This is a genomic window from Microbacterium shaanxiense, assembly GCF_054779995.1.
The window spans coordinates 39576-54769 of sequence record NZ_BAAGXE010000002.1; the positions used below are offsets into that span (position 1 = coordinate 39576).

16 protein-coding genes are annotated in these 15194 nt (G+C 65.3%); 4 read left to right on the top strand and 12 right to left on the bottom strand.

The features are described from left to right. Positions 1-58: 58 nt before the first annotated feature. Complete coding sequence (locus ACYVG2_RS05020; RefSeq protein ID WP_460779973.1) at positions 59-1573, bottom strand: class I SAM-dependent methyltransferase; 1515 nt, start codon at positions 1571-1573, stop codon at positions 59-61. 98 nt (positions 1574-1671) lie between these two features. Between ACYVG2_RS05020 and ACYVG2_RS05025 the strand changes: the two genes are divergently transcribed. From ACYVG2_RS05025 to trxA, 3 genes are all read left to right on the top strand, one after another. Beyond that, positions 1672-3735 (top strand): DUF6049 family protein, encoded by a 2064-nt coding sequence (locus ACYVG2_RS05025; RefSeq protein ID WP_460779974.1) that lies wholly within the window; start codon positions 1672-1674, stop codon positions 3733-3735. 126 nt (positions 3736-3861) lie between these two features. Then, the gene (gene trxB / locus ACYVG2_RS05030; protein ID WP_460779975.1) at positions 3862-4833 is read left to right on the top strand and encodes a thioredoxin-disulfide reductase; all 972 of its coding nucleotides are present in this window, start codon (positions 3862-3864) and stop codon (positions 4831-4833) included. Between the two features lie 62 nt (positions 4834-4895). Next, positions 4896-5219 carry a thioredoxin gene (gene trxA, locus ACYVG2_RS05035; protein ID WP_033105602.1) on the top strand — a complete coding sequence of 108 codons (324 nt, stop codon included), beginning with the start codon at positions 4896-4898 and terminating at the stop codon, positions 5217-5219. A 108-nt stretch (positions 5220-5327) separates the two neighbouring features. On the opposite strand, the gene ACYVG2_RS05040 is transcribed toward trxA, so the two are convergent. The 11 genes from ACYVG2_RS05040 to rpmH form a co-directional block, all read right to left on the bottom strand. Next, positions 5328-5663 (bottom strand): tryptophan synthase subunit alpha, encoded by a 336-nt coding sequence (locus ACYVG2_RS05040; RefSeq protein ID WP_307360376.1) that lies wholly within the window; start codon positions 5661-5663, stop codon positions 5328-5330. A 9-nt stretch (positions 5664-5672) separates the two neighbouring features. Beyond that, on the bottom strand, positions 5673-7115 hold the full coding sequence (locus ACYVG2_RS05045; protein WP_460779976.1) for a sugar porter family MFS transporter: 1443 nt from the start codon (positions 7113-7115) through the stop codon (positions 5673-5675). 68 nt (positions 7116-7183) lie between these two features. Further along, entirely contained in the window at positions 7184-8161 is a 978-nt protein-coding gene (locus ACYVG2_RS05050; RefSeq protein ID WP_448967153.1) for a ParB/RepB/Spo0J family partition protein, read from the bottom strand. Next, positions 8161-9084 carry a ParA family protein gene (locus tag ACYVG2_RS05055; RefSeq protein ID WP_448967152.1) on the bottom strand — a complete coding sequence of 308 codons (924 nt, stop codon included), beginning with the start codon at positions 9082-9084 and terminating at the stop codon, positions 8161-8163. The genes ACYVG2_RS05050 and ACYVG2_RS05055 overlap by 1 nt, the downstream gene beginning before the upstream one ends. Positions 9085-9259: 175 nt before the next feature. Then, the gene (locus ACYVG2_RS05060; RefSeq protein ID WP_460779977.1) at positions 9260-9694 is read right to left on the bottom strand and encodes a DUF1801 domain-containing protein; all 435 of its coding nucleotides are present in this window, start codon (positions 9692-9694) and stop codon (positions 9260-9262) included. A gap of 610 nt (positions 9695-10304) precedes the next feature. Beyond that, positions 10305-10943 carry a 16S rRNA (guanine(527)-N(7))-methyltransferase RsmG gene (gene rsmG, locus ACYVG2_RS05065; protein WP_460779978.1) on the bottom strand — a complete coding sequence of 213 codons (639 nt, stop codon included), beginning with the start codon at positions 10941-10943 and terminating at the stop codon, positions 10305-10307. Positions 10944-10974: 31 nt separating this feature from the next. After that, positions 10975-11481: a Jag family protein gene (locus ACYVG2_RS05070; protein WP_448967147.1), complete on the bottom strand. Its 507-nt coding sequence runs from the start codon at positions 11479-11481 to the stop codon at positions 10975-10977. Further along, the gene (gene yidC, locus ACYVG2_RS05075; RefSeq protein ID WP_460779979.1) at positions 11478-12548 is read right to left on the bottom strand and encodes a membrane protein insertase YidC; all 1071 of its coding nucleotides are present in this window, start codon (positions 12546-12548) and stop codon (positions 11478-11480) included. The genes ACYVG2_RS05070 and yidC overlap by 4 nt, the downstream gene beginning before the upstream one ends. 3 nt (positions 12549-12551) lie before the next feature. After that, entirely contained in the window at positions 12552-12902 is a 351-nt protein-coding gene (gene yidD, locus ACYVG2_RS05080; protein WP_448967145.1) for a membrane protein insertion efficiency factor YidD, read from the bottom strand. Further along, positions 12899-13249, bottom strand: a complete 351-nt coding sequence (gene rnpA / locus ACYVG2_RS05085; protein ID WP_460779980.1) for a ribonuclease P protein component — start codon at positions 13247-13249, stop codon at positions 12899-12901. The genes yidD and rnpA overlap by 4 nt, the downstream gene beginning before the upstream one ends. Positions 13250-13254: 5 nt before the next feature. Further along, positions 13255-13392 (bottom strand): 50S ribosomal protein L34, encoded by a 138-nt coding sequence (rpmH, locus tag ACYVG2_RS05090; RefSeq protein ID WP_055952712.1) that lies wholly within the window; start codon positions 13390-13392, stop codon positions 13255-13257. Positions 13393-13836: 444 nt separating this feature from the next. On the opposite strand from rpmH, the gene dnaA reads away from it, so the two are divergent. Beyond that, complete coding sequence (gene dnaA, locus ACYVG2_RS05095) at positions 13837-15105, top strand: chromosomal replication initiator protein DnaA (RefSeq protein ID WP_460780742.1); 1269 nt, start codon at positions 13837-13839, stop codon at positions 15103-15105. Positions 15106-15194: the final 89 nt, after the last annotated feature.

Sequence of the window (15194 nt, forward strand, 5' to 3'; positions counted from 1 at the left end):
AACCGAATGGATGCCGGCGGCATTCCCGCCGCAGCCCGGCTCTGCGCATCCGCCCCTTTCAGCCCGCGACGAGGAACCCGTCGAGCACGAGTCGGCGGATGCGCGGCTCGAGATCGTTCCACAGGTCGACGAGCGGCACCTCGAACAGGTCCGCCAGTGCAGACACGATCTGCGTGACACCGAGCTCGCCGTCGCACGCGCCGACGAATCCGGCGAGCGCTGAGTCCACCGACACCGTGCGGCCGAAGCCACCGCCCTGGCGCAGCTCGATCACGCTCGGATCGTCATCTCCTGGCATGTAGTGCCGCGCTTCGGTGACATCCGCCGCCGTGACGAGGGTCTGCGGGATGCCGTCGGCCAATGAGTCGTGCGCGGCGAGGCCGTCGCGCAGCGCGCGACCGGGCGCCGACAGCGGCTGGGCGACCGTCTCGAGACGACGCAGCGGCTCCTGACCGGCATCGCCCCGACGCATCAGCACGTATCCGAACCCGATGGCTGTGACACCTCGTGCAGCGAAGTCGTCCAGCCAGGCCTCCAGCATCCGCCCGAACGCGTCCTCGCGCGGCGTGGTGCCGCCGTCGCGGATCCACAGCTCGGCATAGGTCAGAGGTGTGAGCTCTTCGCGCTGGATCACCCAGGCATCGAGCGACGGATCGATCCACGACTCGAGACGGTCGAGGCCGGATGTCTCGACGGTCTCCCAGTTGCCGAGCAGCTGCGCGATGCCCCCTGGCGTGAGATGCGCGGGAGCGGTGCGCACGAACTGCTCCACGAGCGCGTCACCGATGAGCCCGCCGTCACGGTACTCGTACGCGGTCACGCCGTCGACGCGCGGAGTGATGACGAACGGTGGATTCGAGACGATCAGGTCGAATGCCTCTCCCTCCACCGGTTCGAACATGCTGCCCTGTCGGAACGTCACGTTGCTCACACCGTTCAGGCGCGCGTTGAGCTCCGCGAACGCGAGCGCCCGCGCCGAGATGTCGGTCGCGACGACCTCACCCGCATGACGAGAGACGAGGAGGGCCTGGATGCCGCATCCGGTGCCCAGATCCAGTGCACGACCGACCGGCACCGGCACGATCAGCTCGGCGAGCGTGCGGGATGCTCCGCCCACACCGAGCACGTGATCGGCGGGCAGTTCCGTGCCGAGCGCCAGTTCGTCGAGGTCGCTGGCGATCCACCATTCGCCGATGCCGTCGGAATCCACGAACGATTGCGGACGGATCAGCGCCGCAGGCGCGACATCCTCCTCATCATCGGAGAACCGGGCGAGGCCGAGGCCGATCAGCCCTTCGAAGCCGAGGCGGGGCAGGGCCTGATCGACCAGTGCGACCGGCTGCGGCATCCCGAGCACGAACAGGCGACCGAGCGTCGCGAGCGTTCCGACATCCCGTGCGATCGCACGCAGCAGGGGCTCGCGCACCCCGCGGCCGAGCGCGTCGTCGGCCTCTTCCCCCCACAAGCGCCGCAGCGGCTCGGATCGGAAGTCCGCGGCATCCAGATCCGACGCCAACGCATCGACGAGAGACGGATCGGGAGTGGGCGGGAGCGCGTCGGACACGGCCGTCACTCTACGCGCCTTCAGGCTTCCCCTCGCACACCCGCCTAGAATCACAGGGTCACAACTCACGGGCTGACCGCCGCGGTCCCCGAGGAAGACCAGAGACGTTGATCACCCCCCGATTCGGCCGTCGTGTGCGCGCACAGCGCCGTGCACGCGGTGCACTGGTGTTCGCGGTGGCCGCCGCACTCATCGCCGCGCCGCTGCTGACACCGCCGACTCCGGCGTTCGCCGACGAGGATGCGCCGGACGACGGCGCCGTCGAGATCTCGCTCTCGGCAGGAGTGCACGGGGTGTCCCAGCCGGGCTCGTCGCTGCTGACCACCATCACGATCGACAACGGCACCGCGGCGGCGCTCTCCCCCGGTCAGGTCACGGTGGAGCTGAACCGCACCGCCTTGGCGGACGGCGCCGCGGTGACGACCTGGCTCGATTCCGGGGAGGCACCAGGAGGGTTCACCCCGCTCGGCGTCGAGGAGACCGAGACGATCGCAGCATCCGACCGTTCCACCATGTCGGTGCTGACCCCCGTCGGCACGCTCGGCGCGCTGCCCGACGGCATCTATCCGATCCGTGCGACCCTCGCGGCGGACACGTCGACCCCCGCTGCTGCGACCACGGCGACGAGCGTGCTGATCATCCACGGCGACGCCGCCGCACGGGTCACGGTGCTCGTACCGGTGACGGCGACACCCGCCGACGGTGCTCTCCTCACCGCCGAGGAGCTCACGATCCTCACGGCCCCTGACGGCGCGCTCACCGCGCAGCTCGACGGCATCGCCGGAACCTCGGCCTCGCTCGCCGTCGACCCGCTGATCCCTGCAGCGATCCGCGCGCTCGGCGCTGCGGCCCCTGCGACGTCGGTCCAGTGGCTGGATCGCCTCGAATCACTCCCCAACGATCGATTCGCGCTGCAGGCCGGAGACGCGGACGCCACAACGCAGTCACGTGCGGAACTGCCAGGCCTGCTGACGCCGCTGCCGCTCGCCTCCGAGCTCGATCCCGCGAACTTCGCCACGGCGACGCCCACGCCCTCGCCGACCACCACGCCGACGCCCACTCCGGCCCCTACTCCGACCGGCCCCGTGCTGCCGTCCGACGCCGATCTGATGTCGATCGAGCGCGCGTCCCCCGGCGTGCTCTGGCCGACGCCCGGCGTCGACACCACCGACCTCGCGACGTTCGACGAATGGATGTCGGGTGATGCGACGACGATCGTGCCGTCGACGTCGATCGCCGCAGCCACCGGCGCAGTGGTCGACGTCGACGGACACCGCGCGCTGGTGATGGATGCGGCGGCTTCCGCCGCCCTGTCGGATGCCGTCGCAGAGACCGACGACGGCATCCGCGAACAGCACATCGCGGAGGGAATGGCTCACCTCGCGCTCACCGGTCCCGCCTCGTCGGTGCTGGTGGGACTCGACCGGAACGAGGCGCGCACGGCAGAGTCGCTCCGCGAGACGATCCTGTCGGTGTCGGCGATCGCCGACCCGACGGACTTCAGCACGCTGCGTACCGGCTCACCGCAGTCGGCGACCCTTCGCGTGGTGGAGACGGATGCCGCAGCATCCGCCGACCGTGCCGCGCAGCTGAAGACGCTCCTCGCCGACGAGTCCCGGCTGACCGCGTTCGCGACGATCCTCGACGATCCTCTTCTGCTGCTCTCCCCCGAACGGCTTCGGATGCTGCGCGTGATCGGCATCCGCGACGCCGAAGGATACGCGGACGCGGTCGCCGCACGGCGCGTCGAGACGACGACCACGCTCGACGCGGTGGGAGTGCAGGAGCCGAGCCCGATCCAGTTGTTCACGGCGGCTGCGCCGATGCCCGTCTGGGTGCGCAATGATCTGCCGTGGCCGGTCAACGTGCAGCTGACGTCGACGCCATCCGACGCTCGTCTCGATGTGCAGCCTTCGATTTCTGTCGAGGCGCTGCCCGCCAGCAACACCCGCGTCAAGGTGCCGGTGGAGGCGCGCGTGGGCAGCGGATCGCTCACCGTCGACTTCTCGCTCACTTCACCCACCGGAGTGCAGATCGGAACCGACCAGACCGCAGCCGTCACCGTGCGCGCCGAGTGGGAGACCATCGGTCTCGGGATCCTGGGTGGGATCATCGGACTGTTCCTCGTGCTCGGCATCATCCGCACCGTCGTGCGGCGGCGCAAGGGGTAGATCGAGCGGTGCCCGGCGGTCGCACGGGCATGTTTTCACCAGGCGGTAGAGGACGCGGGTGCGGGAATGCCGCGCGACTACCATTGGTTGAAGCATCCGAGGCAAGAATTCACAGACGGGGAGCACATGCGTCAGGTCATCATCATCGGGTCCGGTCCTGCGGGATTCACCGCTGCCATCTACGCGGCGCGCGCGAACCTGAAGCCGCTTCTCATCGCAAGCTCCGTCGAGGTCGGCGGAGAGCTCATGAACACCACCGAGGTCGAGAACTACCCCGGCTTCCCCGAGGGCATCCAGGGCCCTGAGCTCATGGCGAAGTTCCAGGAGCAGGCGGAGAAGTTCGGCACCGAGGTCGTCTACGACGACGTCACGTCGCTCGAGCTCGACGGACCCGTCAAGAAGCTCACCCTCGGCAGCGGCACCACCCACGAGGCTGCGACGATCATCTACGCGACCGGCTCGGCCTACCGCAAGCTCGGCATCGAAGGCGAAGAGCGGCTGTCCGGCTACGGCGTCTCCTGGTGCGCCACCTGCGACGGCTTCTTCTTCCGCGAGAAGAACATCGCGGTCGTCGGCGGCGGCGACTCGGCGATGGAGGAGGCGACCTTCCTCACCCGCTTCGCTTCGAAGGTCTACGTGATCCACCGCAAGGACACGCTGCGCGCCTCGAAGATCATGCAGGAGCGTGCCTTCGCGAACGAGAAGATCGAGTTCATCTGGAACACCGAGGTCGACGAGATCACCGGTGGCGACAGCGTCAACGGCGTGAAGCTGCGCAACACGGTCGACGGAACGGTGAGCGAGCTCGCGCTCGACGGCCTGTTCGTCGCGATCGGCAACGACCCGCGCACCCACCTCGTTCACGGCAAGCTCGATCTCACCCCCGAGGGCACGATCTGGATCGACGGCCGCTCCTCTCGCACCTCGGTCCCCGGCGTCTTCGCCGCGGGCGACGTGATCGACCCGACCTATCGTCAGGCCATCACGGCTGCGGGCACCGGCACGATCGCCGCGCTCGACGCGGAGCACTTCCTCGCGGATTTTGACGACGCCTCCGTGGAGTTCCCCGCGGCGGAGGCGGCCGCGATCATCGCTTGACGGGAACACTTTCCGTTCGACCGCTGTTGTAGCGGGTGAACCCCAATCCAAGGAGAAATCTGATGACTGCCAAGGTAACGAGCCAGGCGACCTGGGACCAGGATGTGCTGCAGGCTGAAGGCCCCGTACTCGTGGACTTCTGGGCCGAATGGTGTGGACCGTGTCGCATGGTCGCGCCGGTGCTCGACCAGATCCAGTCTGAGAACCCGGACAAGATCACGATCGTCAAGCTCAATGTCGACGAGAACCCCGAACTCGCCATGAAGTACCAGATCACGTCGATCCCGGCGATGAAGGTCTTCCAGGGCGGCGAGGTCAAGACGACGATCATCGGCGCCAAGCCGAAGCCCGCGCTCGAGAAGGATCTCGCCGCGTTCATCGGCTGATCCGCTTCTCTTCAGGCCCGTCTCTCCATCCGGAGGGGCGGGCCTTTTTGTATGCGCTTCACGGCATACGATTCGGTCCGGCCGTGACGCGAACGCCGGTGACGTGACTCACTGCACGTCGGCGACAGTGGTGTCCCACTTGCGATGACGCGTCTCCACGCCCAGCAGGCGCCACACCGCCGGGGTCAGCTCGGGGTACTCCAGGGCGATCTGCCGCATCACGCGGTAGTTGCGCGTCGCGTTTGGGCGCACACCGTCGTTGGCGGCGATGTTGTCGGCCCGCAGCAGGTAGACCACGAGTTCGTCGACGCTGGGAAGGTCTTCCATGAAGTCCCACGGGTCTTCACCGCTCAGAAGACGCTCCTGGATGAGCACCGCCAGTTCGTCCGCCGCTTCCGCCCTCAGGACCTCGAGGCTGGCACGACGCGGAACGGCTTCTGACATGCTTCAAGCCTACGCGCGCTTTCTGCCACCCCGGCGCGGGAGGTTCACGACATCCGTCATCGTCTCGAGCTCTCTGCCCTTCGTCTCCGGCACCTGATAGAAGACGAAGAAGAACGACACGACGGCGAAGAACGCGTAGAACCCGTAGGCGAACGTCAGCCCGATCTCGGCGAAGGCGGGGAAGGTCGTGGAGATGAAGAAGTTCGCGATCCACTGCGCGGCCGCAGCGACCGCGAGGGCGCCGGCACGGATGCTGTTCGGGAACATCTCGCCCAGCAGCACCCAGACGAGCGGGCCCCAGGTCGCGCCGAAGAACACGACGAAGCCGTTGGCGCAGATCAGCGCGATCAGCGACCACGGTTGCGGGAGCACGACGCTGCCGTCCTGCAGGGTGCCGAACGAGAACGCGACCGCCATCATGCCCAGCGTCACGGCCATGCCGATGGAACCCGTCAGCAGCATCGGACGTCGGCCGACCTTGTCGACGAGAAGGATGGCGATGATCGTGACGACGATGTTCGTGATTGACGTGAAGACCGACGTCAGAAGCGCGCTGGACTCATCGAATCCGACCGAGAGCCACAGAGTCGTCGAGTAGTAGAAGATCACGTTGATGCCGACGAACTGCTGGAAGACGCTCAGGAGGATGCCGACCCAGACGATCGGCTTGAGCCCGAACCGTTCCCCGCGCAGGTCGCTCAGCGACTCGCGCTTCTCGGCGTTCAGAGTGGAGCGGATCTCTTCGATCTTGACGTTCACATCGGTCGCGCCGGTGAAGTCGAAGAGCACCTGGGATGCCTTGTCGATCTGGCCACGAGCCACCAGGAAGCGTGGAGATTCAGGCAGTCGCAGCGCCATGACGCCGTAGACGATGGCCGGGATGGCCTCGACCATGAACATCCAGCGCCACGCGTCGATACCGAACCACAGCACGTCGGCAGCCGAGCCGGCGATGTTCGCGAGGAGAGCGTTGGAGAGCAGCGCGGTGAAGATACCGGTCACGATGGCGAGCTGCTGCAGCGAGCCGAGCCTGCCGCGTACCTTCGCCGGCGACACTTCCGCGATGTAGGCGGGAGCGATGACGGATGCCGCCCCTACTCCGATGCCACCGATCACGCGCCAGACGATGAGGTCGATGACCCCGAAGGCGAGGCCCGAGCCGATCGAGGACGCGAGGAACAGAACCGCAGCGATCACCATCACGGGGATGCGGCCGAGTTTGTTCGCGAGGCTCCCGGCGAACCAGGCACCGACCGCGCAACCGAGCAGTGCGGACGACACGGCGAAGCCCTGCAGAGCCGGCCCGAGGTCGAAGGCCCCGGCGAGAGCATCCACCGCTCCATTGATCACCGCGGTATCGAAGCCGAACAGGAACCCGCCGAGCGCGGCGGCGATGCTGATTCCGATGACCCTGGCGCTGAAACGGCCGACCGTGCTCTTCTTCTCTGACATGTGCCCTCCCCCGTCTGTGCTCACTCTAGGAGTTCACGGCGGTTCACCGCGAGGGCGCGGCTATAACTTCACGATCCGTAACCCTGCTCACCCAGCTCCGACAGGATGCGGTTGAGATCCTGAATGGATGCGAATTCAATCGCGACCTGGCCTTTTCGTGCACCAAGGGTGATCTTGACCCGGGTGTTCAGTCGGTCGCCGAGCTTGCCGGACACCTCGTCGAGATAGGCGCGTCGCGCCCCAGGTTGCGGCTTCTGCGTCTTCGATCCGGATGACGGCACAGCCTTCGCCGCCTCTTCGGTGGCACGGACCGAGAGGTCTTCGTTGATCACCTTGTCGGCGAGCTTCTGCATCGCCTCCGGGCTGTCGAGCGAGAGCAGAGCACGGGCGTGACCGGCGGACAGCACCCCCGCAGCGACGCGCTGCTGCACCGGAACCGGGAGCCTGAGCAGCCGGATCGTGTTGCTGATCTGGGGTCGGGATCGGCCGATGCGCGTCGCGAGCTCCTCCTGGGTGATCCCGAAGTCCTCGAGCAACTGCTGGTAGGCCGATGCCTCTTCCAGGGGATTCAGCTCGGACCGGTGCAGGTTCTCCAGGAGGGCGTCACGCAGCAGGTTCTCGTCGGCGGTCTCGCGCACGATCGCCGGGATCGCTTCGAGACCGGCCTCACGCGCCGCGCGGGTACGCCGCTCCCCCATGATCAGCTCGTAGTCGCCGTCCGTGTTCTTGCGGACGATCACCGGCTGGAGCACACCGAACTCCCGCACGCTGTGCACGAGCTCGGCCAGGTCGTCCTCGTCGAAATGCGTACGCGGCTGCCGCGGGTTGGGAACGATCTTCTGAGGGTCGATCTGGATCAGATGGATGCCGGGAACCGTGGTGAGGTCGGGCTCTTCCGCAGGAGACTCATCCGGCACCGTGATCGTGATGTCGGTCGTCGGACGCAGCGAGGCACCGGGGAAGAACACGTCCACCGGGCGCTCCGCCTGGTCTGCAGTGGGGATGAGTGCGCCGATTCCTCGGCCCAATCCGGTGCGCTTGGCCATCAGTTCTCCTTGCTCTGCGTCGTGTGCGACGCGATTTCGACAGCGGCCTCGCGGTATGCGATCGCACCGGCGGAGGTTCCGTCGTATGCGATCACCGTCTGGCCGAAACTGGGTGCCTCCGAGATCCGCACCGAGCGCGGGATCACAGTCTGCAGCACCTGTTCAGGGAAGTGCGTGCGTACCTCTTCCGCGACCTGTTGCGCGAGACGGGTGCGTCCGTCGTACATCGTGAGGAGGATCGTCGAGAGGTGAAGCTCAGGATTGAGATGCTTCTGGATCATCTGGATGCTGCCGAGAAGCTGGCTCAGACCCTCGAGCGCGTAGTACTCGCACTGGATGGGGATGAACACCTCGGATGCCGCGGTGAAGGCGTTGATCGTCAGAAGTCCCAGTGACGGAGGGCAATCGATGATCACGAAGTCGACGGTGTTCTCCGTCAGGTACTGCGTGAGAGCGTTGCGGAGTCGGTGCTCGCGAGCGACCTGAGCGACGAGCTCGATCTCCGCGCCGGCGAGGTGGATCGTGCTGGGCGCGCAGAGCAGATTCGGCGACTCGGGGCTCTGCTGGACGATGTCGGCGAGCGGGACGTCATCGATCAGGACGTCGTACACGCTCGGGGTCTCCGCGTTGTGAGGGACGCCGAGCGCTGTAGAGGCGTTTCCTTGCGGATCCAGGTCGATGACCAGAACCTTCGCACCGAACGTCGCCAGTGCGGACGCGATGTTCACGGCAGTCGTCGTCTTGCCGACGCCGCCCTTCTGGTTCGACACCGTGAGGACGCGAGTCTCGCCGCTGAACTCGACGGTGATCGCCTCCAGTGCACGTCTGCGCGCGCTCAGATCCGCGATCTCTCGTGCCAGTGGAGTGTCTACCCCGAAAGTACTGTTCGGTGCTGCCTTTTCAGACTGTTTCACGTGAAACATCCGCTCCTTTCGGGACCGTCTTCCACTCTAACCGCTAGGGCCGACGTTGCGAACCGGACGGAGATCGCGCCTACCGTCCCGGCCCGCACTCGCTCCTTCGGCGGCGACTCATGTGTTTCACGTGAAACATCGCGCATCGACGGCTCGCAGCGCCGCCGCAGGCGCGATTCCGAGCTCACGGAGGGGGAACGTGGGCTGCGGCGTACTCGATGAGTGCTCGAAGTGCTGGATCCCGGACGGCTGCATCTGTGCCGAGCTTCACACTGCGCATGGACATGCGCCCTCCCCCTTGTCGGCCGCCGCCGGTCGGAAGCAGACCTTGGGGATCCGAGAGGTCGCCGCCGTAGTAGAACCCGAGCGTGACGTGATTCTTGAAGGGGATGAGGTAGGAGAACTGCTCGGTGAACTTCTTGGGCCCGATCCCCCAGCCGACTGTTCCCTGTGTCAACCAGACGACCTCGACAGTCTCGGGAAGCACTTCGTAGACGAGGTTCCGAACAGCCGTGGCGATCGCCTGCACGTGTTCAGGACGACCGTCCATCAATGCCAGGAAAGCGGCAGCGTCGGTGACCCCGGCTGTGTTCACCGTGCCAGCGCGTGCGTCACTCATGCTCCCACGCTACAACTCGAAGCCGACACTGTTTCACGTGAAACATCTGCCGCTCCCCCGCACGCACATCCGAAGAGCCGTCGACTTCGGACGACCGAGATCCAACAGTCGACCCGACAACCACGGCGGTAGCTTTCCCGGACCGATTCGGCCGCTAGGAGGGGCTCTTTCGTTTCACGTGAAACATCTGCCCACCGCGTCCACTCGACCGAGCCAGAGCAGCGAAACTCTTTCCCCTCTTCTTGCGTATCAACGAGGACGCAGGGCTCCCGGACCAAAGAGCATCAGAGTGCCCGTGAAGCGGGCGGTTCCCTGCTCCGCGAGAGAGCCGGCAGCCCCGAGCCCGTGCGCCCCGAGCGCACTCCGGCGGAAGAACGTTGATGACTAACCATCAACGACACATGTTTCACGTGAAACATCCATGTCAAGCACCTCGTCCACTCCTGAGCGGCGAGGCTCGCTCCCCGCGCCGACAGGGACAGGGCGGAGGGATGCCGAGCGAACAAGCATCGGGAGGGGCCCCGCTTGCGGGGAGGGTACCCGTTCTGCGAGAGAGTCGGCATCCCAGAGCCCGGCATCTCGAAGCCTCATAGCCGTGACCGCGGAGGCTCTACCGGGAAACAGAACCTCGAACCACGGCACGGACGACCCGGGTGGTCTCAGCGAGCACACCATCACCCAGCACTTCGACACGCACGTCGCTGAGTCGGTACTTCTTGATCTGCTTGGCGGCCGCCTCGATTTCGGCGGGTGCATTCATGCCCTTGAGCAGGGCGAGCTCTCCCCCGTCGCGAACCAGCGGGGCAGTGAACGGAATGAGCGTGCGCAATGCACTGACCGCCCGGGCGGTGACGAAGTCGAACTTCGCGGTCGCCGGCACATCCTCGGCCCGCGATCGCAACACCTCGACGTTCTCGAGTCCCAGCTCGGTGGTCTGCTCGCTCAGCCAGGCGACCCGGCGCTCCATCGGCTCGATCAGAGTCCAGCGGACGTCAGGCCTCGCGATCGCGAGCACGAGGCCGGGGAGCCCGGCACCGGATCCGATGTCTGCCGCTGTGCCGTGGAAGATCGGCGCGGCGATCGCACTGTTGAGAATGTGGCGGGTCCACAACCGAGGAAGTTCCAGCGGTCCGATCAGTCCGCGCTCTTCACCCTGCGCTGCGAGTGCGGCGGTGAACTGACGAGCAAGGTCAATCCGATCACCGAAGATCGATGCCGCGACAGGCGGCTCCACCTCAAGCGAACTCATACCGATTCCCCACGATGTTTCACGTGAAACATCAACGCCGGCGGATCACCGTGTGGCGATCGGCGCCGTCGCCGTATGACTCGGATACGAGTTCACGGTCTGCCACGATGTCGTGCACGAGCTTGCGCTCATAGCTCGACATCGAGGGGAGCGACGCCTGAGAAGCTCCCTCATCGAGCTTCACGACCGCAGCATCCACCAGCTTCTCCAGCTGGCGACGACGTGCGTCGCGGGAGCCGCCGACATCGAGGATCAGGCGTGAGAAGGCACCTGTCTTGCTCTGCACCGCCAAGCGAGTGATCTCCTGCAGCGCCTGGACCGTGTCGGGGTCAGCGAGAACCGAGATCCCCTCCCCCTCAGCATCGACCGAGACGTAGGCACGCCCCTGACGCACGTCGAGATTCAGATCGCCGTCGATGTCCGCGATGTCGAGGAGCTCCTCGAGGAAGTCGGCAGCGACATCACCCTCGTGCTCGAGCTGCTCGACAGTGGGCTCCGAACGATCGGTCGCGCGCTCCGCGATGTTCTCACCGGTCATGAGTTGGGGCCCTTCTTCTTGGCTCGCTTCTTACCCACTGGCTGCTGACGCTTAGGAGCGTTCTGCTTCGCCTTCTCCGCCTCGTCCAGCATCCGCTTCTGCTCGGCCTCGTAGACCGACATCGGAACGACCTTGCCGGAGGAATCGATCGCCTTGCCCTTGCGAGCGAGGCGCTCTTCGCGGGCCTTGGCAGCCTCGGAACCGGGTGTCGGCATCTCGCGGATGACGAGGAACTGCTGCGCCATCGTCCACAGGTTCGAGATGAACCAGTACACGACGACACCGAGCGGGAAGAAGACACCCGAGAAGATGAAGCCCAGCGGCAGTACGTAGAGCATGATCTTCTGCATCTGGTACGCCTGGCCGGTCTTGGCCTCAGGTGAGAGGTTCTTGGAGATGATCTGCAGCTGCGTGAAGAACTGCGAGCCGATCATCAGCACGACAAGGACGACGAGCAGGACGATGGCGATCGTGTTCTGGCTCTCGACGGCCTGACCGAGCGTGCCGTGCAGCGACACCGAGCCGAAGATCGTGGCGTCGTAGAACTGCTTCGTGAGCTCGGAACTCAGCAGTCCGACGCCTCCGAGGTTGTTCTGCGCATGCTTGGTGACGTCGTTGAGCACGCTGAACAGCGCGAAGAAGATCGGCATCTGCACGATCAGAGGCAGACAGCTCGACATCGGCGAAGTGCCGTGCTTCTTGTACAGACCCATGGTCTCGCGGCTCATCGCCTCGCGGGAGAGCTGGTCCTTCTTGCCCTTGTACTTCTCCTGGATCTTCTTCATCTCAGGAGCGATTTCCATCATCTTGCGCTGGCTCTTGATTTGCCGCACGAACAGGGGAAATACTGCGCCACGAACGACGATGACCAGACCGACGATCGACAGGATCCAGGTGATGCCCGACGCCTCGGGAAGACCGACGGTGGTGAAGAGCCAGTGCCACGCGACGAGGATGAGCTCGACCGCCCACTTCAACGGCCAGAGGATCGTTCCGAGCAGGTCGAAGCCACCCCCACCGGAGTCGGGAGCGGGAGTCGCAGAGGCGAGCAGAAGGTCAAGACCCACTGATCAGTCCTTTCGGGAAGGTACGACGAAACCTCGAGCGGTCAGGTCATATCGGAAATGGTCATGAGGACGGACGTCGTCGACGCCGCCTTTGGTCCAGGGATTGCAGCGCAGGATCCGCCATGCCGAGAGCGCTGCCCCCTTCACAGCACCGTGCTGCTGTACCGCACCTACAGCGTAAGCCGAGCAAGATGGGTAATACGCGCACACGTCGCCATACAGAGGCGAGATCACCGCGCGATATCCCGCCAGGAAGCCGAGCACCAGATTGCGGGGGATCAGCGGGATGCTGCGTACGAGGTCGCTTCCGTGCAGGTGCGCGGTACCCATCGCGTAGGACGGCAACGCGCTCATGCCGTCACCCGCCCGCGGGTCAATCTCGCCAGACACCTGGTCACATCCGCCTCCAACTCCGCGAAAGGAGCCGTCGCAGACGCAGGAAGGGCACGGATGACGACATCCGTGCCCTCGGGAACGTTGATCACCGCCGATGCGCAGACAGCCTTGAGGCGTCGGCGCACAGTGTTGCGGATCACAGCGTTGCCCACTTGCTTGCTGATGATGAACCCGAACCTGGGCTCACGTGCTTCACCGGTCGCCAACATCGAGGTGACGACACGGGCGCCCCCGCACCGAACACCGCGACGGACGACCGATCTGTAGTCGGTGCCTCGCGTCAGTCGGAACGGACGGGCGAGCACGAGGCTTACGCCGAGAGCTCGGTGCGGCCCTTCGCGCGGCGAGCCGAGAGGATGCCGCGGCCGGCACGGGTGCGCATGCGTGCGCGGAAACCGTGCTTCTTGGCGCGACGACGGTTGTTGGGCTGGAAAGTACGCTTGCTCATGGAATCACTCCGGGAATGGTGTCACCGGGTGAGTACGACCGGAGACGATGGGAACTGCCCAGATCCGGGCATAAGTCAACCGATTAAGGGTACGTCTTACCGGCGCAGAGGGCAAATCTCCACGCCACGACCGGTCCGAGCATCAACACTCCGCACAGCAATTATCCACAACCTCGACACTCGCGGGCTGCACAACACACCCCCGGTTTTCCACAGGCAGGTTGCCGTTCACAGCCTGGATGGCTACCGTGGCATCCGAAGTTATCCACAGGGGGGAAGGCCGTTTCGGTCTGCCCTCCGCGATTCCCCGTCCGGAGCACCATGTCCTCTCCTGCCCAGCCCGACGTTCCGATCTGGGCGCAGGTGGCGGATCTCCTCGACCACGATGACCGTGTGACTCCTCAGTTGCAGGGCTTCCTGAGCCTTGTCGTGCCGGCCGGTGTCATGGGCGCGACGCTCTATCTCGATGTGCCGAACGACCTCACCGCTGCGCAGATCAACAAGCGTCTGAGGATGCCGATCATGGAGGCGCTCACGCAGATCGGCGACGAGGTGACGACCTTCCGCGTCGTCGTGAATCACGAACTCGCCGAGCAGCCGACGGCGCCGATCGCAGTGGCGGACTTCACGCGATCCGAGGCTCCTCGCACGGAGTCGCCCATGGAGCAGCCGACACCGTTGCGGCACGAGTCACGATTGAACCCGAAGTACACGTTCGACAACTTCGTGATCGGGCAGTCGAATCGCTTCTCGCACGCGGCAGCGGTCGCAGTGGCCGAAGCGCCGGCGAAAGCATACAACCCGCTGTTCATCTACGGGGACTCCGGACTCGGCAAGACGCACCTCCTCCACGCGATCGGCGACTACGCGCAATCCCTCTACACAGGGGTGAAGGTCCGTTACGTCTCGAGCGAAGAATTCACGAACGACTTCATCAACTCGATCGCCAACAACCGCGGATCCGCGTTCCAGGCCCGCTACCGCGACGTCGACATCCTCCTCATCGACGACATCCAGTTCCTGCAGGGTCGCGCCGAGACGCAGGAGGCGTTCTTCCACACCTTCAACACACTGCACGATCACAACAAGCAGGTCGTGATCACCAGCGACGTCGCCCCGAAGCACCTCACCGGCTTCGAGGACCGGATGCGCAGCCGCTTCGAGTGGGGCCTGATCACGGATGTGCAGGCGCCCGACCTCGAGACCCGCATCGCGATCCTTCGCAAGAAGGCGCAGAGCGAAGCACTGCACATCCCCGACGAGGTCCTCGAGTACATCGCGACAGTCGTCTCTTCCAACATCCGTGAACTGGAAGGCGCTCTGATCCGCGTCTCCGCCTTCGCGAGCCTCAATCGGTCCTCACTCGACATCGCCCTCGCGCAGACGGTCCTGCGAGACATCGTCGACACGGCCGAGGACAACATCATCTCGCCGACCGACATCATCACCGCGACCGCGCAGTACTTCAAGCTCACGGTCGACGACCTCTACGGGTCGAGCAGATCGCAGCAGATCGCGACCTCGCGTCAGATCGCGATGTACCTGTGCCGCGAACGCACCAATCTCTCCCTGCCGAAGATCGGCCAGCTGTTCGGCAACCGCGACCACACGACGGTGATGTACGCGTACAAGAAGATCAGCGAGCTCATGAAGGAGCGCCGCTCGATCTACAACCAGGTCACCGAGATCACGACGCAGCTCGGCCGGCGCTGACGAAGGCCCCCGCAACCGGTCCCCTGACTCCGATCGAGGCTTGACAGCGCCCGGAGGCATCGGATAAATGCCGGTTTGCACATGTGGAT